The organism is Variovorax sp. 10L421 (assembly GCF_056395365.1).
In genome coordinates this window covers 360156-381024 of record NZ_JBFTJJ010000001.1, presented here as the reverse complement: position 1 = coordinate 381024, position 20869 = coordinate 360156, and the positions used below count along the sequence as shown (strand labels likewise).

19 protein-coding genes are annotated in these 20869 nt (G+C 67.3%); 5 read left to right on the top strand and 14 right to left on the bottom strand.

All coding sequences use genetic code 11. From position 1 onward, the window contains the following. Position 1: 1 nt before the first annotated feature. The 3 genes from AC1DFC_RS01820 to AC1DFC_RS01810 are packed head-to-tail and all read right to left on the bottom strand — an operon-like array spanning position 2 to position 3709. Positions 2-793, bottom strand: a complete 792-nt coding sequence (locus AC1DFC_RS01820; protein ID WP_478178610.1) for an FAD binding domain-containing protein — start codon at positions 791-793, stop codon at positions 2-4. Positions 794-813: 20 nt separating this feature from the next. Further along, a complete protein-coding gene (locus AC1DFC_RS01815) occupies positions 814-3198 on the bottom strand; it encodes a xanthine dehydrogenase family protein molybdopterin-binding subunit (RefSeq protein ID WP_007829328.1) in 2385 nt (794 codons plus the stop codon). A 13-nt stretch (positions 3199-3211) separates the two neighbouring features. Then, complete coding sequence (locus AC1DFC_RS01810) at positions 3212-3709, bottom strand: (2Fe-2S)-binding protein (protein ID WP_007829325.1); 498 nt, start codon at positions 3707-3709, stop codon at positions 3212-3214. A 179-nt stretch (positions 3710-3888) separates the two neighbouring features. Between AC1DFC_RS01810 and AC1DFC_RS01805 the strand changes: the two genes are divergently transcribed. Then, complete coding sequence (locus AC1DFC_RS01805) at positions 3889-5028, top strand: helix-turn-helix domain-containing protein (protein WP_478178609.1); 1140 nt, start codon at positions 3889-3891, stop codon at positions 5026-5028. 25 nt (positions 5029-5053) lie between these two features. On the opposite strand, the gene AC1DFC_RS01800 is transcribed toward AC1DFC_RS01805, so the two are convergent. The 8 genes from AC1DFC_RS01800 to AC1DFC_RS01765 form a co-directional block, all read right to left on the bottom strand. After that, complete coding sequence (locus tag AC1DFC_RS01800) at positions 5054-5431, bottom strand: nuclear transport factor 2 family protein (protein WP_007829322.1); 378 nt, start codon at positions 5429-5431, stop codon at positions 5054-5056. A 92-nt stretch (positions 5432-5523) separates the two neighbouring features. Beyond that, positions 5524-7020, bottom strand: coding sequence for a M81 family metallopeptidase (locus AC1DFC_RS01795; RefSeq protein WP_478178608.1), 1497 nt, complete (start codon positions 7018-7020; stop codon positions 5524-5526). Then, positions 7017-8273: a Zn-dependent hydrolase gene (locus AC1DFC_RS01790; protein WP_007829319.1), complete on the bottom strand. Its 1257-nt coding sequence runs from the start codon at positions 8271-8273 to the stop codon at positions 7017-7019. The genes AC1DFC_RS01795 and AC1DFC_RS01790 overlap by 4 nt, the downstream gene beginning before the upstream one ends. 34 nt (positions 8274-8307) lie before the next feature. Then, a complete protein-coding gene (locus AC1DFC_RS01785; protein ID WP_478178607.1) occupies positions 8308-9021 on the bottom strand; it encodes an ABC transporter ATP-binding protein in 714 nt (237 codons plus the stop codon). Further along, positions 9018-9785 carry an ABC transporter ATP-binding protein gene (locus AC1DFC_RS01780; RefSeq protein WP_478178606.1) on the bottom strand — a complete coding sequence of 256 codons (768 nt, stop codon included), beginning with the start codon at positions 9783-9785 and terminating at the stop codon, positions 9018-9020. Before AC1DFC_RS01780 ends, AC1DFC_RS01785 begins: the two co-directional genes overlap by 4 nt. Beyond that, positions 9782-10741, bottom strand: coding sequence for a branched-chain amino acid ABC transporter permease (locus tag AC1DFC_RS01775; RefSeq protein WP_413313369.1), 960 nt, complete (start codon positions 10739-10741; stop codon positions 9782-9784). The genes AC1DFC_RS01780 and AC1DFC_RS01775 overlap by 4 nt, the downstream gene beginning before the upstream one ends. Positions 10742-10746: 5 nt before the next feature. Next, complete coding sequence (locus AC1DFC_RS01770; protein ID WP_007829315.1) at positions 10747-11607, bottom strand: branched-chain amino acid ABC transporter permease; 861 nt, start codon at positions 11605-11607, stop codon at positions 10747-10749. Between the two features lie 22 nt (positions 11608-11629). Then, the gene (locus tag AC1DFC_RS01765; RefSeq protein ID WP_007829314.1) at positions 11630-12835 is read right to left on the bottom strand and encodes an ABC transporter substrate-binding protein; all 1206 of its coding nucleotides are present in this window, start codon (positions 12833-12835) and stop codon (positions 11630-11632) included. Positions 12836-13044: 209 nt separating this feature from the next. Between AC1DFC_RS01765 and AC1DFC_RS01760 the strand changes: the two genes are divergently transcribed. Beyond that, positions 13045-13809 carry a FadR/GntR family transcriptional regulator gene (locus AC1DFC_RS01760; protein ID WP_413313371.1) on the top strand — a complete coding sequence of 255 codons (765 nt, stop codon included), beginning with the start codon at positions 13045-13047 and terminating at the stop codon, positions 13807-13809. Positions 13810-13931: 122 nt separating this feature from the next. Here the strand turns inward: AC1DFC_RS01760 and AC1DFC_RS01755 are convergent, their stop codons facing one another. Continuing rightward, a complete protein-coding gene (locus AC1DFC_RS01755) occupies positions 13932-14888 on the bottom strand; it encodes a LysR family transcriptional regulator (RefSeq protein ID WP_007829312.1) in 957 nt (318 codons plus the stop codon). 106 nt (positions 14889-14994) lie between these two features. On the opposite strand from AC1DFC_RS01755, the gene aptA reads away from it, so the two are divergent. Beyond that, on the top strand, positions 14995-16350 hold the full coding sequence (aptA, locus tag AC1DFC_RS01750) for an omega-aminotransferase AptA (RefSeq protein WP_413313375.1): 1356 nt from the start codon (positions 14995-14997) through the stop codon (positions 16348-16350). Between the two features lie 34 nt (positions 16351-16384). On the opposite strand, the gene AC1DFC_RS01745 is transcribed toward aptA, so the two are convergent. Further along, on the bottom strand, positions 16385-17245 hold the full coding sequence (locus AC1DFC_RS01745; RefSeq protein WP_413331341.1) for a hypothetical protein: 861 nt from the start codon (positions 17243-17245) through the stop codon (positions 16385-16387). A gap of 107 nt (positions 17246-17352) precedes the next feature. Here AC1DFC_RS01745 and AC1DFC_RS01740 point away from each other — a divergent pair, with 107 nt between their 5' ends. After that, positions 17353-18792 carry an MFS transporter gene (locus tag AC1DFC_RS01740; RefSeq protein WP_413331342.1) on the top strand — a complete coding sequence of 480 codons (1440 nt, stop codon included), beginning with the start codon at positions 17353-17355 and terminating at the stop codon, positions 18790-18792. A gap of 10 nt (positions 18793-18802) precedes the next feature. On the opposite strand, the gene AC1DFC_RS01735 is transcribed toward AC1DFC_RS01740, so the two are convergent. After that, positions 18803-20104 carry an SUMF1/EgtB/PvdO family nonheme iron enzyme gene (locus tag AC1DFC_RS01735; protein WP_413331343.1) on the bottom strand — a complete coding sequence of 434 codons (1302 nt, stop codon included), beginning with the start codon at positions 20102-20104 and terminating at the stop codon, positions 18803-18805. A gap of 176 nt (positions 20105-20280) precedes the next feature. On the opposite strand from AC1DFC_RS01735, the gene AC1DFC_RS01730 reads away from it, so the two are divergent. After that, entirely contained in the window at positions 20281-20820 is a 540-nt protein-coding gene (locus tag AC1DFC_RS01730; RefSeq protein WP_413313379.1) for a TRAP transporter small permease subunit, read from the top strand. The last annotated feature ends 49 nt before the right edge of the window (positions 20821-20869 follow it).

Below are 20869 nucleotides of genomic sequence, written 5' to 3'. Positions count from 1 at the left end.
TTCAGCCCAGGGCCTTGGTGACTGCGCGCTGCGTCAGCACGCTGATAAGGTTCGCGCGATACGCGGCCGAAGCATGCAGGTCGCTGTTCAGGTCGCTCGCGTCGATCTTCACGGCTGCGGCAGCGGCCGCCGTGAAGCTCTTGTTGAGCGCATCCTCGAGCCCCGCATGGCGGAACACGCCGTTGCCCGCGCCGGTGATCGCCACGCGCACGCCGCTGTCGTATTGCGCAAGGAACACGCCGACCAGCGGGAAGTTCGACGCCTTCTGGCGCAGCTTTTCGTAGACGGCGCGCTTCGGAATGGGAAAGCGGATCGCGGTGATCAGTTCGTCCTCTTCGAGTGCCGTGGTGAACAGGCCCTGGAAGAAATCGTCCGCCGCGATCTCGCGCTTCGAGGTGATGACCGTCGCGCCGGAGCCCAGCACCGCGCTGGGATAGCAGGCGGCAGGGTCGTTGTTGGCCACGGAGCCGCCGATGGTGCCCATCGCGCGCACTTGCCGGTCGCCGATGCGCGCGGCCAGGTCGGCCAGCGCCGGGAAGGCGGCCTTCACGTCGGCGTTGTTCGCCACGTCGAGATGGCGCGACATGGCACCGATGGTGATGGCATTGCCGTTTTTCGCGATGCCGGTGAGTTCCTTGATGCCGCTCAGGTCCACCAGCTGATCGGGGGCCGAGAGCCGCAGCTTCATCGAAGCCAGCAGGGTCTGGCCGCCCGCCAGCGGCTTGGCGCCTGCAGCAACGAGCTTGGCCGCGTCGGCCACGGAAGCGGGCCGTTCGAGTGTGAAGGCGTACATGGTGTGGTTCCTTCTTTGTTTTAGTGTGTGGCTGCGGCCTGCATCGCTTCCCAGACGCGGCTGGGCGAGGCGGGCATGTCGAAGTCCTTGACGCCCAGCGGCGCCAGCGCGTCGAGCACGGCATTGATCACGGCCGGCGGCGAGCCGATGGCTCCCGCCTCGCCGCAGCCCTTGGTGCCCAGCGGGTTGTGCGTGCAGGGGGTGCACACGGTGTCGAGCTTGAACTGCGGAAAGTCGCCTGCGCGCGGCATGGCGTAGTCCATGAAGCTGCCGGTGAGCAGCTGGCCGGTCTCATTGTCGTAGACGCAGTTTTCCAGCAGCGCCTGGCCGATGCCCTGCACCAGCCCGCCGTGTACCTGGCCCTCGACGATCATCGGGTTGATGATGGTGCCGAAGTCGTCCACCGCGGTGAAGCGGTCGACCTTGACCTCGCCGGTCTGCTTGTCGACCTCGACCTCGCAGATATAGGTGCCGCCCGGGAAGGTGAAGTTGGTCGGGTCGTAGAAGGCGGTTTCGTTCAGGCCGGGCTCCAGCTTGTCGAGCGGGTAGTTGTGCGGCACGTAGGCCGTGAGCGCCACCTGGCCGAACGGAATTTTCTTGTCGGTGCCCTTGACCGTGAACTCGCCATTGGCGAACTCGATGTCGGCGTCGCTTGCCTCCATCAGGTGCGCGGCAATCTTCTTGGCCTTGGTCTCGATCTTGTCGAGCGCCTTCATGATGGCCGCGCCGCCCACCGAGATGGAACGCGAGCCGTAGGTGCCCATGCCGAAGGGCACGCGGCCGGTGTCGCCGTGCACCACGTCGACGTTCTCGACCGGAATGCCCAGCCGCGCGGCCACGACCTGCGCGAAGGTGGTCTCATGCCCCTGGCCGTGGCTGTGCGAGCCGGTGAACACCGTCACGCTGCCGGTCGGGTGCACGCGGATTTCGCCGCATTCGAACAGGCCGGCGCGCGCGCCGAGCGCGCCGGCAATGTTCGACGGCGCGATGCCGCAGGCCTCGATGTAACTCGAGTAGCCGATGCCGCGCAGCTTGCCTGCGGCCTCGCTGGCCGCCTTGCGCGCGGCGAAGCCATCGACCTCGGCCAGCACGCGGGCCTTGTCCATGCAGGCGTGGAAGTCGCCCGTGTCGTACTGCAGCGCGACCGGCGTCTGGTAGGGAAAGGTGCTGATGAAGTTGCGCTTGCGGATCTCGTCCTGCCCCAGGTTCATTTCCCAGGCGCAGCGCGACACCAGCCGCTCCAGCAGATAGGTGGCCTCGGGCCGCCCCGCGCCGCGGTACGCGTCGACCGGCGCGGTGTTGGTGAACCAGGCATCCACCTCGACGTAGATCTGCGGCGTGGTGTACTGGCCCGCCAGCAGCGTGGCGTAGAGGATGGTCGGCACCGCGGTCGAGAAGGTCGACAGGTAGGCGCCGAGGTTGGCGTCGGTGTGCACGCGCAGCGCGAGGAACTTTCCGTCCTTGTCCATCGCCATCTCGGCGTGGCTCACGTGGTCGCGGCCGTGCGCGTCCGAGAGGAAGCACTCGGAGCGTTCCGCCGTCCATTTGATGTTGCGGTTGAGCTGCTTGGCGGCCCAGGTGAGGCACACGTCTTCGGCATACAGGAAGATCTTGGAGCCGAAGCCGCCCCCCACATCGGGCGCGATCACGCGCACCTTGTGCTCGGGCAGGCCCAGCACGAAGGCCGTCATCAGCAGGCGTTCGACGTGCGGATTCTGGTTCGACACATACAGCGTGTAGTCGTCGGTACCGCGGCTGTAGCTGCCGATGGCCACGCGCGGCTCGATCGGGTTCGGAATCAGCCGGTTGTTGACCAGGTCGAGCTTGGTGACGTGCGCGGCGCTGGCAAACACCGCGTCGACCGCCGCCTTGTCACCGAGCGCCCACTTGTAGCACTGGTTGTCGGGCGCCTCGTCGTGCAGCGTGACGCCGCTCGCCTTCTTCGCCGCATCGGCCACGCTCACGAGCGCGGGGAGCACCTCGTAGTCGACCACCACCGCCTCGGCGGCGTTCCTGGCCTGCTCGACCGTCTCGGCCACCACCATCGCGACGTGGTCGCCGACATAGCGCACCTTCTTGATCGCGAGGATCGGGTGCATCGGCTCCTTCATGGGGGTGCCGTCGGGGTTGTTGATGAGCCAGCCGCAGGGCAGGCCGCCCATCTTTCCTTCGATGTCCTTGCCGCTGAAGATGCCGACCACGCCGGGCATCTTCAGCGCCTCGGCGATGTCGATCGACTTGATGGCGGCATGGGCGTGCGGCGAGCGCACGAAGACCGCATGGCTCTGGTTGGCCAGCGTGATGTCGTCCGTGTAGTTGCCGGCGCCGGTCAGGAAACGATAGTCTTCCTTGCGCCGCAGGGCCTCGCCGATGTGCGGCAGGTTCGAGAAGTCGGAAGCACCCATGATGTTGCTCCTTTCACGCCGTGACGGTTGTCTTGACCGGCGTACCCGAGGCCATGGCCTCGCCGCCCATCTTCACGGCCTTCACGATGTTCTGGTAGCCGGTGCAGCGGCACAGGTTGCCCTCGAGCAGCTCCCGGATTTCCGACTCGCTCGACTTGGGGTGGTGGGTGCAAAGGTCGATGGCGCTCATGACCATCCCCGGGGTGCAGAAGCCGCACTGCAGGCCGTGGCACTCCTTGAATGCAGCCTGCATCGGGTGCATGGTGCCGTCGGCCTCGGCGATGCCCTCGATGGTGGTGATGTCCGCGCCCGTCGCCTGCGCGACCAGGATGTTGCACGACTTGACTGCCCTGCCGTTGACGTGGACGGTGCAGGCGCCGCACTGGGCGGTGTCGCAGCCGACGTGGGTTCCGGTGAGGTGGAGGTGCTCTCGGATGGCGTGGACGAGGAAAGTATTGGGAGGAGCGTCGACCGTGACCTGACGGCCGTTGACCTTGAAAGCGACCTGCATTTGGCTGTCTCCGTGAAAGGTGATGGCTGGTTCAGCAAAAAGCATCTTGGATGCCCACCTTTCGCACTATCCTAGGCAAAACCCTCGACTCTTGCACAGAGCGAACGAAATTCTCAAAATGAAACAGCTTGCCGTCCGGCGAGCCGGGAAAAGCCGCCCCACACGCGCGAAAAACCACGATGCCCGCCACTGTCGTTTCGCCACCTCCTGAGCGTTCCCTGGCCATTGCCCAAGCCCGCCGCGAACTGATCGAGGGCGAGTCGCCGCCCCGTGCGCGCGGTGCCGCGTGCGTCGATTCGTGGATCACCCGTTCCTGGCAGCGCTGCATCGAGGCCGGCCGCCGGCCGCAGCAGCGGGTCAGCTTCGATCCGGTGAGCCGGGCTGCCGGCTGCGATGTCGCCGAACACAACCGGGCGCTGGTTTCCGCGGCCCGGCCGGTGATCGACCGGCTTTCGCGCGCCATCGCCGACACCCGCTATTTCGCCATCCTGACCAATGCCGACGGCATCGTGATCGACGTGGGCAACCTGCCCGGCGGCGTCGACGCCGCCAGCCGCCATGCGCGCGACATCGCGCGCGTCGGCGTCGACCTGTCGGAACGCGCCATCGGCACCAGCGCGATCGGCACCGCGCTGGCCGAACAGGAATCGGTGTGGCTGCACCGCGGCGAGCATTTCTTCGACGACACCAGCGTCTACAGCTGCGCGGGCGCGCCGCTCTTCGGTCCCCGGGGCGACTGCATCGGCATGCTCGACCTGACCGGCGTGCAGGTGGTCGAGCGCCCGGAGCTGCGCCACCTGGCCACCCTGTCCGCGCGCAGCATCGAGAACATGCTGCTGATCCGCGAGCCCTGCGAGCTGCTGTTGCACCTGGCCTGGCCGGGCAGCCCGAGCAGCGAAGCCACCGAGGGACTGCTGTGCATCGACGCTGGCGGTGGCATCACGGGCGCCAATGCGGCGGCCCGGCAGATGCTGCACCAGCCGCTGGCGCGCTGCGAACACGCATTGAATTTCAACGACCTGTTCGCGCTGCCCCTGCACATGATGTTCGACGCGGCCCGGCGCGGCGACGCGGTGCTCGAAGTGCCGCTCTGGTCGGGCTTGCGGGTGCAGGCGCGGCCCCGGCGCGGCGGCAGCTCCGAAGGTGCTTCCGCATCCAGCACCCGTCCGCGATTGCGCGACGTCGAAACCGAGCTGATCCGCAAGGCGGTGACCGACGCGCGCGGCAACGTGGCGGAAGCCGCGCGGGCACTGGGCATCAGCCGTGCCACGGTCTACCGCAAGCTGTGGCGCGGCCGCTCGGCCGGCATGCCGGACTGAGCGCACAGCGTTCAGCTTTCCTGCTTCAGGCCCCCACGGGTACCTTGTCCAGGAAGCCCGTGACCGAGCGGAGCTTGCCGGCATCCAGCTGGGCGAAGTCGGTGCCCTGGATCATGTCTTCCGCCCCGCTCGGCCCCAGCGTCCACGAGAAGCGCAGATGGTCGCCGTGCGCGTCCGCCTTGCCCAGCAGGTTGAAGCGGAAGCCCGGGTAGCGCTGGTGCACCGCGCCGACCAGCGCGCTGATCTGCTCATGCCCGCTGGCCTGCGCCATCGGGTCCACGTAGTGCGCGTTGGCGGCCCACCCGGCTTCGATCAGCGCGGCGCGGCGCGCGGCGTCGGTTTCGTTCCAGACGGCGATGTAGCGTTGGGCAATCGCGGTGGCATCGTGTGCGGCGGTGTTCATGATGACGATTCCTTTCGAAGGGTTCGGCCCGCAACATCGCGGGGTGAAGGAATGGTCGCGCCGCACGCGATTCGCGTCGATGACGTGGCAGGTTATGCGGCAAGCTCCATCGAGGCGTTCGCATCCAGCGGAAACACCGGCCGGCGCACCTTGCCGAAGGGGAACAGGCCGTAGTCCGAACTGGTCACACCCGGGCTGTCGCACTCCACCAGCGCGGCCGACAGCGGCTCGAACACCGGCCGGCAGTACATGCGCGACTTGAGCAGCAGGAAGCGTTCCCTGCGCGGATCGAGCCCCGCGCACTCGAAGACGCCGATGTCCCACGGCTCCTGCGTGCGCTCGGTCACCACGATGCGCGCGGCGCCGATGTCGAACAGCACCGTGCGGCCCATGCTGCTGCGCTGGCCGGTGTAGGTGGGGCCGGTGATCACGTACTCGCCGTTGCCGATGGTGCGCACGGTGCCCGTCAGGCGCACCGGCGTTTTCTTCAACCCGATGCCTTCCAGCGAGACCTTGTTGCCGAGTGCGACTGTCGCCTCCGCGCCCTCCCCCGCCGCGATCAGCTCGGCCACCGCTTCGGGGTCGCACAGCGGCCCCACGCCGATGCCGTGCAGCCCTTGCGCAAGCGCTTCCTGCAGCACGTCCATGGTGTCGCAGCTGCCGCCCGACATGCAGTTGTCGCCATGGTCGAGCAGCAGCACCGGGCGGGTGGCGCCCTGGGCGATGAGCTTTGCGCGGGCCACCGACTGCGTGAGCGGCTCGCTGCGGTAGATGAAGGCTTCGCGCTCGCTCCACATCTGCATCGCGATGCGGTCGGCCGTGGCCTGCGCGCCTTCGGGCGATTGCGCGTCGACCACGATCACGCTCATGCACGGCGCCTCGATGTCCGACAGCGAGAAGCCCGCCAGGATCGACACCGCGAGCGACTCCGACGATTTCTCGGCTTCGCGCGCCGCCTCGATGGCGCGCTGCATCGCACCGGTGAACGAGGCGCTGCGCAGCGTGTGTGCCATCAGCGGCAGCCGGCGCCAGCGCATCGCCGGCCTGCTGCGCCCGGCCAGCAGGTCGAACAGCAGGCGGCCGGCGTGCTCGCCGGTTTCGTACATGTCGATGTGCGGATAGGTCTTGAAGCCGACGATGACGTCCGCATTGCCGACCATCTCGGGCGTGACGTTGGCATGCAGGTCGAGCGCCACGCCGATGGGCACGCCCGGCGCCGCGGCGCGCAGGCGCACGAGCAGGTCGCCTTCGCCGTCGGCACTGTTCTGCGCGACCATCGCGCCGTGCAGGTCGAGCAGGATGGCGTCGCAGCCCGGCGCCGCATCGACGATGCACTGCGTGAGCGTGGTGTAGGCCTGCGCGTCGACCGGCCCGCTCGGGTTGGCCGAGGCCGACACCGGCGTGACCAGCGTGGCGCCGGCCTGCTCCGCCAGGTCGATGAAGGCCGACATCGCCGTGCGCATGCCCTTGTTGTCCCGGTAGGCCTGCTCGCCGAAGGTCGGGCCGTCGGGGCCGAAAGCCGCGAGCGGCGTGGGCACGGGCGAGAAGGTGTTGGTCTCGTGGTTGAGACGCGCGATCAGCACCTTCATGACGACGCCACTCCCGCGCTTTGCAGCATCGCCTGCAGCAGCACGTTGCAGCCGGCCTCGAGGTGGTCGGGCTGCGCGTCCTCGATCTCGTTGTGGCTGATGCCGTCGAGGCAGGGCACGAAGATCATGGCCGTGGGGCAGACGCGCGCGAGGTACACGGCGTCGTGGCCGGCACCGCTGATCACGTTCATCCAGCTCATGCCCTGCGCCTGTGCGGCTTCGCGCACGGCGGACACGAGCTTGGGCGTGAAGGGCTGCGGCGGGAAGTAGACGACCTGTTCCACCGACATCTCGACCTTGCCCTTCGTCGCGATGCGCTGCACCGCTTCTTTCAGCTCGGCATCCATGGCCGACAGCACCACGTCGTCGGCCGCGCGCAGGTCCACGCTGAGCTTCACGCGGCCCGGGATCACGTTGCGCGAGTTCGGATAGTTGTCGATCCAGCCGACCGTGCCGCGCGCATGCGGCGCGTGCGCCAGCGCGATACGGTTGACCTCGATCACGAGCTCGGAGGCGGCCAGCAGCGCGTCCTTGCGCAGCTCCATCGGCGTGGGGCCGGCATGCGCTTCCATGCCCTGGACCACCACGTCGTACCAGCGCTGGCCCAGCGCCCCTTCGACCACGCCGATCACGCGCTCGTTGGCTTCGAGCACCGGGCCCTGTTCGATGTGCGCCTCGAAGTACGCGCCCACCGGCGACGCGGCCACCGAAGCAGCAGTGCTGCCTGCATAGCCGATGGCGGCAAGCGCGTCTGACACGCTCACGCCCTCGTGGTCGCGCTGCGCCAGCGCATGCTCGAGCGTGAAGGCGCCGACGAACACGCCGGAGCCCATCATCACGGGCACGAAGCGCGAGCCCTCCTCGTTGGTCCACACGGCCACTTCGAGCGGTGCTTCGGTTTCGATCTTCGCGTCGTTGAGGCTGCGGATCACCTCCAGCCCCGCGAGCACGCCATAGTTGCCGTCGAACTTGCCACCCGTGGGCTGCGTGTCGATGTGGCTGCCGGTGGTGATGGGCGGCAGCGCGTTGTTGCGGCCGGCGCGGCGCGCGAAGATGTTGCCGATGGCGTCCACGCGCACTTCGCAACCCGCTTCGCGCATCCAGCGCGTGAACAGGTCGCGGCCCTGGCGGTCGAGGTCGGTCAGCGCGATGCGGCAGACGCCGCCTTTCTCGGTGGCGCCGAGCTGCGCCAGTTCCATCAGCGAGTTCCAGAGCCGCTGGCCGTCGATGCGGAGTTCGGTGTGTGAGTTCATGGCTTTGCGATAAGGAAAAGTGTTGCGGGAAGCCTCAAGCAAGGCCCACGCCCAGATAGCGGTCTTTCACTTCATGGTCTGCCATGAAGTCGGCGTTGCCGGCCTCGTGCACGATCACGCCCTGCTCCACGATGTAGTGGCGGTCGGCCAGCTGCACGCAGACTTCGAGGTTCTGCTCGACCAGCAGGATGGCCACGCCGGCCGCCTTGATGGTCTTGAGTTGCGCGACGATCTCCTCGACGATCACCGGCGCCAGGCCTTCGACCGGTTCGTCGAGGATCAGCAGGCTCGGATGGTTCATGAGCGCGCGGCCGATGGCCAGCATCTGCTGCTCGCCGCCCGAAAGCTGCCCGCCGCCGTTGCGCCGCCGCTCCTTCAGCCGCGGAAAGATGCGGTAGATGTCGGCCAGCTGCCAGGGCGATTCGCGCCGCAGGCCGAGCAGCAGGTTTTCTTCCACCGTCAGCAGCTTGAAGACGCCGCGGTGCTCGGGCACCAGGCACACGCCGCGTGCGGCGATGCGGTGCGGCGGCATGTCCGCGATGTCCGCGCCCTGGAAGCGCACGCGTCCACCCGTGGGTGTGACCGCGCCGGCAATGCTCTTGAGCGTGGTCGACTTGCCCGCGCCGTTGCGGCCCAGCAGCGTGACCAGTTCGGCATCGCCAACGCGCATCGAAACGCCCTGCAGCACATGGCTCTTGCCGTAGTGGGCGTGCAGCCCCTCGACTTCGAGGATGTTCTTTCCGCTCATGCCTTGCCCCCGGTGATCATGTTGCCGAGATAGGCCGTGCGCACGCGCGCATCGGAGCGGATGTCGCCCGGCAGCCCCTCGGCAAGCACGCGGCCCAGCTGCATCACGGTCACTGTGTCGGAGATGTCCATCACGATGTTCATGTTGTGCTCGATCAGCACCACGGTGTGCTGGTCGCGCAGGCCGCGGATCAGGTGCTTCATGTCGTCGAGGTCGTCGATGCCCATGCCCGAGGTCGGCTCGTCGAGGAAGATGGCCTTCGGCCTGGCGGCCAGCGCCATGCCCACTTCGAGGCGGCGCTGCTGGCCATGCGACAACTCGCTGGCCGGCGTGTTCGCCAGCCGTTCGAGCCCCACGCGCTGCAGCACCTCGTCCACCGTCTGCGTGCAGGCCAGTTCGCCGACCGGCGCGCGCCAGCAGTTCATGGCCTGGCGCGGCGAAACGCCCTGCGCCGCCACGCGCAGGTTCTCGCGCACCGACAGGCTCAGGAACAGCGCCGTGACCTGGAACGAGCGCGCCATGCCGCGCTGCACGCGCCGGTGGTCGGGCTCGCGCGTCACGTCGTGGCCGTCGAACAGGATGCGGCCGCCCGTGGTGGTGCCGGTGCCCGTGAGCATGTGGAACAGCGTGGTCTTGCCCGCGCCGTTCGGGCCGATCACCGAGTGCACGGTATTGCGCCTGATCTTCAGGTCGACGCCGCCGAGTGCAGCGAACTTGCCGTAGTGCTTGGTGACGCCGACGGCTTCGATGAGGATGCCCGTCATGCTTTTTCTCCCAGGGCCGCAGGCACTTTGGCGCCAGGCGATGTCTTGCGGAAGATGCGGCGCCACGCGCCCTCGCCCAGCCCCCAGAGCCCGCGCTGCATGCCGATGCTCACGCCGATCAGCAGCAAGCCCAGCAACAACAGCCAGCGCGGCCACAGCGTGGAGAGCCAGTCGGCCAGCAGCACATAGAAGGCCGAGCCCAGCACCGAGGCGAACAGGTTGCCGGTGCCGCCGATCACGGTAATGACCAGGATCATCTCGCTCGTGTGGTACTCGGCGTTCGACAGCGGCGCGATGCCGGTCATCATCGCGTGCAGCCCGCCCGCAAGGCCGGTGACGGCGCCCGAGATCACGAAGGCCAGCAGCTTGAAGCGCTTGAGGTCGTAGCCCACGGCGGCGGCCCGGTCCTCGTTGTCGCGGATGGCCAGCAGCGTGCGGCCGAAGATCGAATCGGTCACGCGCAGCAGCAGGCCGAAGGCGATCAGGAAGATCACCGCGACGAAGGCGTAGTACTTCCACGGCGTGTCCATGAAACCGGGGCGCGGCACGTCGAGCAGGCCGTTGTCGCCGCCCGTGAGGTCGGTCGCGGTGTAGGCGATGAAATAGAACATCTGCGCGAAGGCCAGCGTGAGCATCACGAAGTAGGTGCCGCGCTGGCGGATGGCGACCCAGCCGACCAGCGCCGCGCCAAGCGCGCCCATGGCCACGGCCGCCAGCAGGGCGAGCGGCATCGGCAGGTGCAGGCGCGTGAGCAGGATCGCGATGGTGTAGCTGCCCAGCCCGAAGAAGATGCCCTGCCCGAAGGACAGCAGCCCCGTGTAGCCCAGCAGCAGGTTGCAGCCCAGGGCCGCGAGTGCATAGATCAGCACCTCGCTCGCGAGCGAGCCCGAGCGCAGCACCAGCGGCAGGCCCAGCGCGGCGGTCAGTGCCAGAAGGAAAGTGATTTTTCTCGGCATGGCGTTCATCCTTTTCGGCCGAGCAGGCCATGCGGGCGCAGCAGCAGCACGGCCGCCATCGCGATGTAGATCATCAGGCTCGCCCCCGGCGGCCAGATGGTGCTCATGAGGCTTTGCACGATGCCGATGAGCAGCCCGCCCACGAGCGCGCCGCCGAAGCTGCCGAGCCCGCCGATCACCACCACCACGAAGGCGACGCTCAGCGCCTCGACGCCCATGAAGGGCTCGGCCCCGCGGATCGGCGCGGCCAGCACGCCAGCCAGCGCCGCCGTGGCCGCACCCAGCGCGAACACCAGGCTGAACACGCGGAACACGTTGATGCCGAGCAGCGACACCATCTCGGTCGATTCGCTGCCCGCGCGCACCGCGCTGCCCAGGCGCGTGCCTTCGAGCACCCACCACAGCAGTACCGCGAGCACGGCGGTGAAGCCGATCACGAACAGCCGGTACTTGGGATAGACGAAGGCGCCCCACATGACCACGCCCTGCAGCAGGTCGGGCGTGGCCACGCTGTTGCCCAGCGGGCCCCAGAACACGATCACGATCTCCTGCACCGCGAGCGCCAGGCCCACCGTCACGAGGATGTGGAACTCGTGCGCCTTGGCGTACACGCGGCGCAGCAGCAGCTTCTCGGCCAGCCAGCCCAGCGCGCCCACGGCGAGCGGCACCACAACCAGCGCGACCCAGAAATCCAGGCCCCACTGCATGGCCTGGTAGCACAGGTAGGCTCCGAGCAGATAGAAAGCGCCGTGTGCAAAGTTCACGAAGCGAAGCAGGCCGAACACGATGGACAAGCCAACGGCCAGCAGGAAATACAGCATGCCGATGCCGATTCCGTTGATGGTCTGGAGCAGGTAGACGGTCATGGGCTCGTTGGCTTGCGTTGCGTCAGGCCAGCTTGCAGCCGCTCTTGTCGATCGGGAGGAACGACTTGCCGGAACTCACCACGTCGACATAGTCCGCTGCATCCTTCATCTTCGACTTGGCCTTGCCCTTGAGCAGGTAGTAGTCCTTGACGACCTGGTGGTCGGCCTTGCGGATTTCTTCCGTGCCCGTGAGGCCATCGAACTTCATGCCTTCGAGCGCGGCGATGACGGCCTTCTGGTCCACCGAGCCCGCCTTCACGATGCCGTCGATCAAGATCTTGGTGCAGATGTACGAGCCCGCCAGGCTGTAGTTGGGCACGATCTTGAGCTTGTCGGCCGTGCGCTTCACGAGGTCCTTGTTGAGCGCGGTGTCGGCCGTGTGCCAGTACTGCGCACCGAAGTACACGCCGTCGCACAGGTCGGCGCCCAGCTCGTCGAACTGCTCGAGCCCCGAGGCCCAGGCGATGAGGATCGTCATGTTCTTGTGCATGCCGAAGCTCACTGCCTGGCGCAGCGCGGCCGACGACTGCGCACCGAAGTTCAGCAGCAGCAGCACGTCGGGCTTGGCCGCCATGGCGTTGGTGAGGTAGCCGCTGAACTCCTTCTCGTTGAGCGAGTGGTAGCTGTTGCCCACGTGCTCGATGCCCTTCTCCTGGAAGATGTTCTTGGCCGCGCCCAGCAGGCCCTCGCCGAACACGTACTGCGGCGTGATGGTGTACCAGCGCTTGGCCTTGGGCATCGAGGCGATCAGCGGGCGCACCGTCTGCTCGATGGCGCCGAAGGTGGGCACCGACCAGCGGAAGGTGGCGGGGTTGCAGTCCTTGCCGGTGATCTCGTCGGCGCCCGCGGTGGTGATGAACAGGCCGCCGGCCTTCTCGGCCTCCTTGCCCATGGCCAGCGCTTCGGACGACAGGATGCCGCCCGCGAAGAACTTCGCGCCCTGCTGCTGCGAGGCTTCCTGCACCTTGCGCACGGCGGTCGCCGGCTTGCCTTCGGTGTCGAGCACCGTGTAGGCCAGCGGACGCTTCAGCACGCTGCCGTATTGCTCGATGGCCAGCTTCATGCCCAGGTCGGCGAACTTGCCATTGGCAGCGAACGCGCCCGACATGGGCACCGGGCAGCCGAAACGGATCGCATCGGCCGATTGGGCGAAGGCGGCGCGACCGGCCAGGAGCGAGGCGGGAGCGGCCGAGAGGGCGGCGAGTTGAAGAAGTTGTCTGCGTTGCATGGAGGAACTCCGGTCGTAGTGAAGGGGAGAAAAGAGGCTAGGGAGAGCAGGCGCCGGCAAATTTAAGCGGATAAATAGGATTAATATGCTGGTAAAAACCCGCTAGCAAGCCCTGTGCCCAAAACCAGACCACCCCTCTGCATCACGCCGTTTAAGATCGCGCGCTGTTGCGCATCCCGCGCATCTCCCGATGGGCATGGAGCGTTTCAATGAGAGTGGGAGAGAACCGTCCCAAGCGGCAGAAGCTCTCGGACGTCATCGTCGAGGACGTCAAGCGCTGGATCGTGGCGGAGCGCAAGCAGCCCGGCGACCGGCTACCGAACGAGAAGGAATTGATCGAGCTCTTCGGCTATTCGAAGAGCACGGTGCGCGAGGCACTGAAGGCGCTGGAGGTGCGCGGGCTCATCGCCATCCGCACCGGCCCCGGCGGCGGCGCCTACCTGCAGCAGGTGTCGGTCGAGCATGCCTCGGAGCCGCTGCGCAACTTCCTGCACTTCCATCACCTCGACGGACATCACATCTACCAGCTGCGCAAGGTGCTGGAGCCCGAGCTGGCGGTGAGCGTAATCGGCAAGCTGACGCCCTCGCAGTTCGAACGGCTCGAAGAAAACGTGCGCCTTTGCACCATCGAGCCCGCCAACGAGGACGAATTGCGCACGCAGCGCGAAGCCGAACTGGCCTTTCACACCATGCTGGCCGAGGCCTGCCCCAATCCGGTGCTGTCCTTCATGTGCCGCTTCCTGAACGACCTGCTGCGCGACCTCGTGGTCTATAAGAAGGCGTTGGACCATCACCACTTCGGCGAGACGAACGTCGACTACCACACGCAACTGCTGGCCGCCTACCGGCGCGAAGATGCCGACGAAGTGCGGCGCCTGATGACCGAACACATGGTCGATGCCGAACAGCACATGCACGAGATGGAGGCGCACATCGGGGCGAAGCATCTGTTGCTGCCGAGCGGGCAGCGTTAAATTTTTCAGGGCGCGTGCACAGGCCGCCGGTACTCCCCTCCGCGAATGTCCCCCGGCCTTTGGCCTCCTCATTTAGCTTGTGCCGGCCTATCAACCAGTGCTCTGAACGATCCCGCGCCGCTTCAGGCATGGGCCTTTTCCAGACACGCCTGAAACGCCAATACCGCCCGTGACGGTTTCGGCGACCGCCGCAGCAGGCTCACGAACCGGCACGCGTAATTGAAGCGCGCCGGCAGCACCGCCTTCATGAGCCCGCGCTGCTCGAACGCCTGCGCATAGTGGTCGGGCAGGAAGCCGAGGAAGCGCCCCGAGAGGATCAGCGTCGCGATCGCCTCCTGGTCGAAGCCGGTGGCCTTGCGCGACAGCTTGGCGCGGTGGCTCAGCTCCATGTTGGGCGAGTGGTAGCCCAGCCCCGCGAAATGATGCGCGCCAAGCTTCGACCAGGTGAGCTTGGCATGCGGGCTGTCGAACAGCGGATGGCCCCTGCCGCAGTAAAGCAGCATCGTCTCGTCGAACAGGTCCGCATACACGAGGCTCTTCGAAGTCCGGTGCGCCGGGATGATGCCGATCTGGAAGTTGCCCTCCAGCACGCCCTGCTCGATCGCGTTGATCGAACCCACATGCACCGCCAGGCTCACCTCCGGCGCGATCTCGGTGAAGCGCGCGATTGCCTCGCCGATGCGCGCCTTCGGGTTGGTCGCGGTCTTGTCGAACAAGGCCACGTCCAGTTGTCCGCCCATGCGGTTGTGGATGTCGTCGATGCTTCCGCGAAAGGCATCGACCGAGGCCAACAGCCGCAGCGTCTCGTCGTACACGCGCTGCCCCTCGGCCGTGAGCGCGAAGCCCGCCCGGCCGCGCCGGCACAGCACCAGGCCGAGCCGCGTTTCCAGGTCTTTCACATGGCGGCTCACGGTGGAGGTGCCGATGTTCAGCTCCAGTTCGGCCGCGGCCATGCCGCCGCAATCGACCACGCTCTTGAACACCTTGAGCAGCCGCAGGTCCATGTCGCTGAGCTGCCCCAGAACGGCGCGGCTGCGGGTGCTCTGGGCACTGTTCTGGGCCTTCTCTTTTACTTGCATGAACTGTCAAGTGAACATTGATAATGCGCCATTCTCCACACTGAAGGCTCTGCGAACAATCGGCACATCCCATCACCCCCGGAGCCCGCCCCGTGCGGGAAGCGCCATGACCCTCGCCACGCCCGCCATCGAACCGACGCCCGCCCTGCGCACCGACGCCGCCTGGCTCGACGCGCACTGGATGCCCTACACCGGCAACCGCAACTTCAAGGCCGATCCGCGGATCATCGTGGAGGCCAAGGGCGCCTACTTCACCGACGCCGACGGCCGCAAGATCTTCGACGGCCTCTCGGGCCTGTGGTGCTCGGGCCTCGGCCACGGCCGCCCCGAGATCACCGAAGCGGTGAGCCGCCAGATCGCGAAGCTCGACTACTCGCCCGCCTTCCAGTTCGGCCACCCGCTCTCGTTCGAGCTGGCCAACAAGATCAAGGAGCTCACGCCCGCCGGCCTCGACTACGTGTTCTTCACCGGCTCGGGCTCCGAAGCCGCCGACACCTCGCTGAAGATGGCGCGTGCCTACTGGCGCACCAAGGGCCAGGCAAGCAAGACGCGCCTGATCGGCCGCGAGAAGGGATACCACGGCGTCAACTTCGGCGGCATCTCGGTCGGCGGCATCGCGGCCAACCGCAAGCTGTTCGGCCAGGGCGTCGAGGCCGACCACCTGCCGCACACGCAGCTCGCATCGAACGCCTTCACGCGCGGCATGGCCGAGAACGGCGCCGAGCTGGCCGACCGCCTGCTCGACCTGATCGCGCTGCACGACGCCTCGAACATCGCGGCCGTGATCGTCGAACCCTTCGCGGGCTCGGCCGGCGTGGTGATTCCGCCCAAGGGCTACCTGAAGCGCCTGCGCGACATCTGCACCGCGAACAACATCCTGCTGATCTTCGACGAGGTCATCACCGGCTTCGGCCGCTGCGGCGCGCTCACGGGCGCCGAAGCCTTCGGCGTGACGCCCGACATCATGAACATCGCCAAGCAGGTCACCAACGGCGCACAGCCGATGGGCGCGGTGGTCGCCAACAAAGAGATCTACGACACCTTCATGGCCGCCGGCGGCCCCGACTACATGCTCGAGTTCCCGCACGGCTACACCTACGGCGCACACCCGGTGGCCTGCGCCGCGGGCATCGCCGCGCTCGACGTGCTGCAGAAGGAAGACATGATCGGCCGAGTGCAGGCGCTGGCGCCGCACTTCGAGAACGCGGTGCACAGCCTCAAGGGCAGCAAGCACGTCGCCGACATCCGCAACTACGGCCTCGCCGCGGGCATCACCATCGCCGCGCTGCCGGGCGAACCCGCGCGCCGTCCGTACGAGATCGCGATGAACTGCTGGAAGAAGGGCTTCTACGTGCGCTACGGCGGCGACACGATCCAGCTCGCGCCACCTTTCATTGCGGAGAAGGCGGAGATCGATCGCATGGTCAACGCACTGGCCGACGCGCTGGCCGAGACGGCCTGATCGAAGACAAGGGGAGATCTGGCGGAGCAGCCCCTCAGATCCGCCCCGACTTGATCTTGATGTTGGACGCGCGCACTGCGTAGATGCCGTCGAAAGTCCTGAACCACACCAGATCTTCCGACCGTGCGATGAAGCGGCCGCGCATTTGGATCTCGAAACGCGGCGTCAGCAGATCCGAGACATAGGTGAATTCCTTTTCCGGCGCGGTCTTCCCCAGTCCATCTTTTGGCTGCCCTTCCTTCGCAATGAAGGCCGCAAGTTCCGAGAAGCCCCGTGCGGCCTCCGTACTCAGCTGACGCTGGATCTCCTCGGTAGGCCTGGCCAGATCGTCCAGCGAGTAGGAAAGTGGCAGTTGGTACAGGTAGAGGCCGGTCCACTGGTCGGCACCGGTGCCCTGCTCCAAGCGGACCGCCACGGCTGTGAGCAACCGCTCGTTGCTGGCCTTGCTGATGTGCAGATAGGGCGTTGCGCCGGTTTGCCCCGCCGCACCCGCGCTGGCCACATCCAGCCCCTGGCGAATCGCGGCATCGAGGAACAATTGCCGGGGCTCCAGCGTGAGCTTGCCTTTCAGGCGCTGCGCGTCTAGCTCGGTTCTGTTGTCGATCATGCCGGCGTTGGCCGCTGCGCCCAACGGACCGAACAGCAGCCCGACCGCAACGCCGCCCCCGCCCGCGGACTGCGTATAGACAACGCTCCTGGCTTCATCCAGATGACGCATCGCATGCCGCGGCTCCTCTACCGCCTTTGCATGCGCTAACGCAAAAGTCCCGGGCGAAGCACCGGAAACCGGACGATTCTTGTAGGTGGGCGGCGCGCCGCAGCCCGTCAAGCTGGCAATTGCCAGAAATGCACAAAGCCAGAACGCGCGGCGATGCGCGCCATCGAGACCAGTCATGTTTCCCCTCGCTGCATTGATGTAGTCGCCGCTCCCTCGCGGCGCGCGGATCATAGACCGGCACGGTCCTACAACGACCGCCGCGGCCAACTTCCAGAATCACGGGCATGACGGTGTTGCGCAGCGATATCCCCGCCCGCCTCGACCGCCTGCCGTGGTCGCGCTGGCATTGGCGCGTGGTGATCGCACTGGGCGTGGCCTGGGTGCTCGACGGGCTCGAAGTCACGCTCGTGGGCTCCATCGGCGCGGTGCTGGAACGGCCCGACACGCTCGGGCTCACGGCCGGCGAGATCGGCCTCTCGGGCTCGGTGTACGTGGCAGGTGCGGTGCTCGGCGCCCTGCTCTTCGGGCGGCTCACCGACCGGCTCGGACGCAAGAAGCTGTTTCTCGTCACGCTGGTGGTCTACACCATCGGCACGCTGGCCACCGCGTTCTCTCCCGACTTCGCCTTCTTCGCGCTGTGCCGCTTCGTCACGGGGCTTGGCATCGGCGGCGAATACGCGGCCATCAATTCGGCCATCGACGAGCTGATTCCGGCGCGCGTGCGCGGGCGCGTCAACCTCGCGATCAACGGCAGCTTCTGGATCGGCGCGGCGCTGGGCGCGGCGCTGAGCCTCGTGCTGCTCGACGCGCGCGTGATCGGCCCGGTGTGGGGCTGGCGCGCAGGCTTCGCGCTGGGCGCGGTGCTGGCTGTGGCGATCCTGCTGGTGCGGCGCCACGTACCCGAGAGCCCGCGCTGGCTGGTAGCGCACGGGCGGGCCGATGAAGCCAGGCGCATCGTCGAGCGAATCGAGGCCGAGGTCGAGGCGCAGCACGGACCGCTGCCCACGCCGCAAGGCCATGTGAACTACACGGCCGCGCGCCCCAACAGCCCGCCGATGCGGGAAGTGGCGCGCGTACTGCTCAGGCGCTACCCGCAGCGCAGCGTGGTCGCGCTGGCGCTGATGATCTCGCAGGCCTTCTTCTACAACGCGATCTTCTTCACCTATGCGCTGGTGCTCACGCGCTTCTATGGCGTACCCGAAGGCGACGTGGCGCTCTACATCTTTCCGTTCGCGCTGGGCAACGTGCTCGGGCCGCTGCTGCTGGGGCCGCTGTTCGACAGCGTGGGGCGGCGCCGGATGATCGCGCTGACCTATGTGCTCGCGGGCGTCGGCCTCGCGCTCACGGGCTGGGCTTTCATGATGGGCTGGCTGGATGCGCGCAGCCAGGCGCTTTGCTGGTCGGCGGTGTTCTTCCTGGCTTCGGCGGCGGCGAGCTCGGCGTATCTCACGGTGAGCGAGGTGTTTCCGCTCGAGATGCGGGCCATCGCCATCGCGATCTTCTATGCGGTCGGCATGGGCGCGGGCGGCTTCGCTGCGCCGCTGCTGTTCGGCCTGCTGATCGAGACCGGCAGCCGGGGTGCGGTGATGGTGGGCTACGGCATCGGGGCGGCGCTGGTCATCGTCGCGGGGCTGCTGGCCCTGCGCCATGCGGTCGACGCAGAGCGCAAGCCGCTGGAGGAGGTGGCACCGCCGCTGTCGTCCGAAGCCGGCGGCGAACGCTGACCATCAGTCTCTACAGCGCGCAGGTGCGAAAGCCGAAGAAGCCGTCGTCGCGATGAGGCAGCGCAAAGCCGCGGCGGCGCGGCGAACGCAGGCGCGCACGCGTCGCGAACGAAGCCCCGCGCAGCACGCGCGCGCGGCCGAAGGCTGCCGCAGGATCGAATTCGCCTCCCGCGCTCCACGGGTCGGGCCGGTAGCCCGGCCACGGCTGCAGGGTGCCCGCCGTCCATTCATGCACGTCGGCCCAACGGAAGCCGCGCCGCGCGGCCGTGTGCGCCGCGATCTCCCATTCGACCTCGGTCGCGATGCGACGTCCGGCCCAGCGTGCCCAGGCATCGGCCTCCCACCAGCTCAGGTGCACCGCACTGTGGTGGCCGGCCGCGCGCACCGTCGCGCCGAAGCGCTGCTGCAGCACCGAACCGCCGGTGCCGCTGCGTGCTCCGCCGATCTGTTCGACGTGGCGAGGCCCGCGTCGGCCCTCGGCCTGCGCAGCCAGCCAGCGCCAGCCTTCGCCGTGCCACAGCTCCTCGCGGTCGTAGCCGCCGTCATCGACGAATTCGATGTACTGGTTCCAGGTGACGGGCTGCGCGTCGATCTCGAACTCGGGCACGTCGACGCGATGCGCTCCTCGCTCCTGCGCAAAGGCGAAGCCGCTCTCGGGCATGCCCAGCTCCCAGCGCGTGGCCGGCAGCAGCAGCGGCTCGCGCGTGACGGCGATGGGCGCCTGCTCGAAGCCCAGCGGCAGCCCCAGCGTCTGCGCCATCACCACGAACTGCTCGCCGCGCAGGTCTTCGTGGAACAGCGCGAGGCGATAGAAATACAGGCCGGCATCGGTCTCGGCCGCGTTGTCGAGCAGCTCGAGAGTGCTCTCCAGCGTTTCGAGCAGGTAGGCCTTGGTCTGCGCGAGGTCCGGCAGGTCGGGTGTCCAGCGCCGCTGCGGCGCACTCTGCGCGGGATTCCACCAGCCGTCGGCACCAGGGTCGATGGCCGCAAGGCGCGTGGGCCGCACCGGGCAGTCGACCCCGAAAGCGCGCTGGGTGTTGCGCCCGATCCACCACTCGGCGAACCAGCCGATGTGGCCGGCCAGCCAGACCGGCGGCAGCACGCCCTCTTCCTCGAGCATCGGCGGCGCGGCAAGCGCCTCGGCGCCCAGCACCTGCTCGTACAGCGACAGCAGGTGCAGCGTGTGGTTGCGCGCATCGATCAGCGCCAGGGACAACAGCTCCCGGCCGGCGCGGCACATGTCAGGAGAATCGATCGAATGGGGCAGGCCCATGGCGCCCGAAGGCGTCGAAGGCGGAAGGCGCGAAGACATGGGCGATTATGGCGACCGGGGCGTCCCCCCACGTCCCGGACGAGACCCATATTCCGGGTAAACCCCGCCCCCCGCGTCAAGGCAATACAAAGGTTCACCGAGGTAACATCTCGGGCTTTGCGCAGCCCCCACCAGGGGCAGGCGTTTCACCTTTGGGCTTCGCGGGAGACACCCCCTTGTCTGCATTCCTCAAATTCGCGACCGGCATGGACTGGGTCAGCGAAAAGCTCGGCAAGATCGCCGGCTACGCCGTTCTGGCGGCCTCGCTGATTTCAGCCGGCAATGCGCTCATCCGCTACGGCCTGGACTTCAGCAAGAACTCCTGGCTCGAAATCCAGTGGTACCTTTTCGCAGCCACCGTGATGCTCGGGGCACCTGTTGTGCTGCGCTTCAACGAGCATGTGCGCGTGGACATCATCTATGGCAAGCTCAAGGGCCACGGCCCGGTGTATGTCGACCTGTTCGGCCTCATCTTCTTCCTGCTGCCGGTGATGGGCCTGTTCACCTACCTCACCTGGCCCTTCTTCTGGAACATGTGGGTCACGGGCGAGATGTCGGGCAACATCGGCGGCCTGGTCCGATGGCCCGCCGCGCTGCTGATGCCCGTGGGCTTCGCTGCGATGTTCCTGCAGGGCGTTGCGGAAATCATCAAGCGCATTGCCTACCTGCGCGGCCTGATCACGATGGACACGCACTACGAGAAGCCGGTGCAGTGACGAGCGCCCTGCGCCCCCTTCCGGCCTCGCCCTCTCCCGCACCGCAGGA

Coding starts and splice junctions, on each gene's coding strand:
- AC1DFC_RS01820 (WP_478178610.1), bottom strand. CDS start 793: ATGTACGCCTTCACACTCGAACGGCCCGCTTCCGTGGCCGACGCGGCC.
- AC1DFC_RS01815 (WP_007829328.1), bottom strand. CDS start 3,198: ATGGGTGCTTCCGACTTCTCGAACCTGCCGCACATCGGCGAGGCCCTG.
- AC1DFC_RS01810 (WP_007829325.1), bottom strand. CDS start 3,709: ATGCAGGTCGCTTTCAAGGTCAACGGCCGTCAGGTCACGGTCGACGCT.
- AC1DFC_RS01805 (WP_478178609.1), top strand. CDS start 3,889: ATGCCCGCCACTGTCGTTTCGCCACCTCCTGAGCGTTCCCTGGCCATT.
- AC1DFC_RS01800 (WP_007829322.1), bottom strand. CDS start 5,431: ATGAACACCGCCGCACACGATGCCACCGCGATTGCCCAACGCTACATC.
- AC1DFC_RS01795 (WP_478178608.1), bottom strand. CDS start 7,020: ATGAAGGTGCTGATCGCGCGTCTCAACCACGAGACCAACACCTTCTCG.
- AC1DFC_RS01790 (WP_007829319.1), bottom strand. CDS start 8,273: ATGAACTCACACACCGAACTCCGCATCGACGGCCAGCGGCTCTGGAAC.
- AC1DFC_RS01785 (WP_478178607.1), bottom strand. CDS start 9,021: ATGAGCGGAAAGAACATCCTCGAAGTCGAGGGGCTGCACGCCCACTAC.
- AC1DFC_RS01780 (WP_478178606.1), bottom strand. CDS start 9,785: ATGACGGGCATCCTCATCGAAGCCGTCGGCGTCACCAAGCACTACGGC.
- AC1DFC_RS01775 (WP_413313369.1), bottom strand. CDS start 10,741: ATGCCGAGAAAAATCACTTTCCTTCTGGCACTGACCGCCGCGCTGGGC.
- AC1DFC_RS01770 (WP_007829315.1), bottom strand. CDS start 11,607: ATGACCGTCTACCTGCTCCAGACCATCAACGGAATCGGCATCGGCATG.
- AC1DFC_RS01765 (WP_007829314.1), bottom strand. CDS start 12,835: ATGCAACGCAGACAACTTCTTCAACTCGCCGCCCTCTCGGCCGCTCCC.
- AC1DFC_RS01760 (WP_413313371.1), top strand. CDS start 13,045: ATGAGAGTGGGAGAGAACCGTCCCAAGCGGCAGAAGCTCTCGGACGTC.
- AC1DFC_RS01755 (WP_007829312.1), bottom strand. CDS start 14,888: ATGCAAGTAAAAGAGAAGGCCCAGAACAGTGCCCAGAGCACCCGCAGC.
- aptA (WP_413313375.1), top strand. CDS start 14,995: ATGACCCTCGCCACGCCCGCCATCGAACCGACGCCCGCCCTGCGCACC.
- AC1DFC_RS01745 (WP_413331341.1), bottom strand. CDS start 17,245: ATGACTGGTCTCGATGGCGCGCATCGCCGCGCGTTCTGGCTTTGTGCA.
- AC1DFC_RS01740 (WP_413331342.1), top strand. CDS start 17,353: ATGACGGTGTTGCGCAGCGATATCCCCGCCCGCCTCGACCGCCTGCCG.
- AC1DFC_RS01735 (WP_413331343.1), bottom strand. CDS start 20,104: ATGTCTTCGCGCCTTCCGCCTTCGACGCCTTCGGGCGCCATGGGCCTG.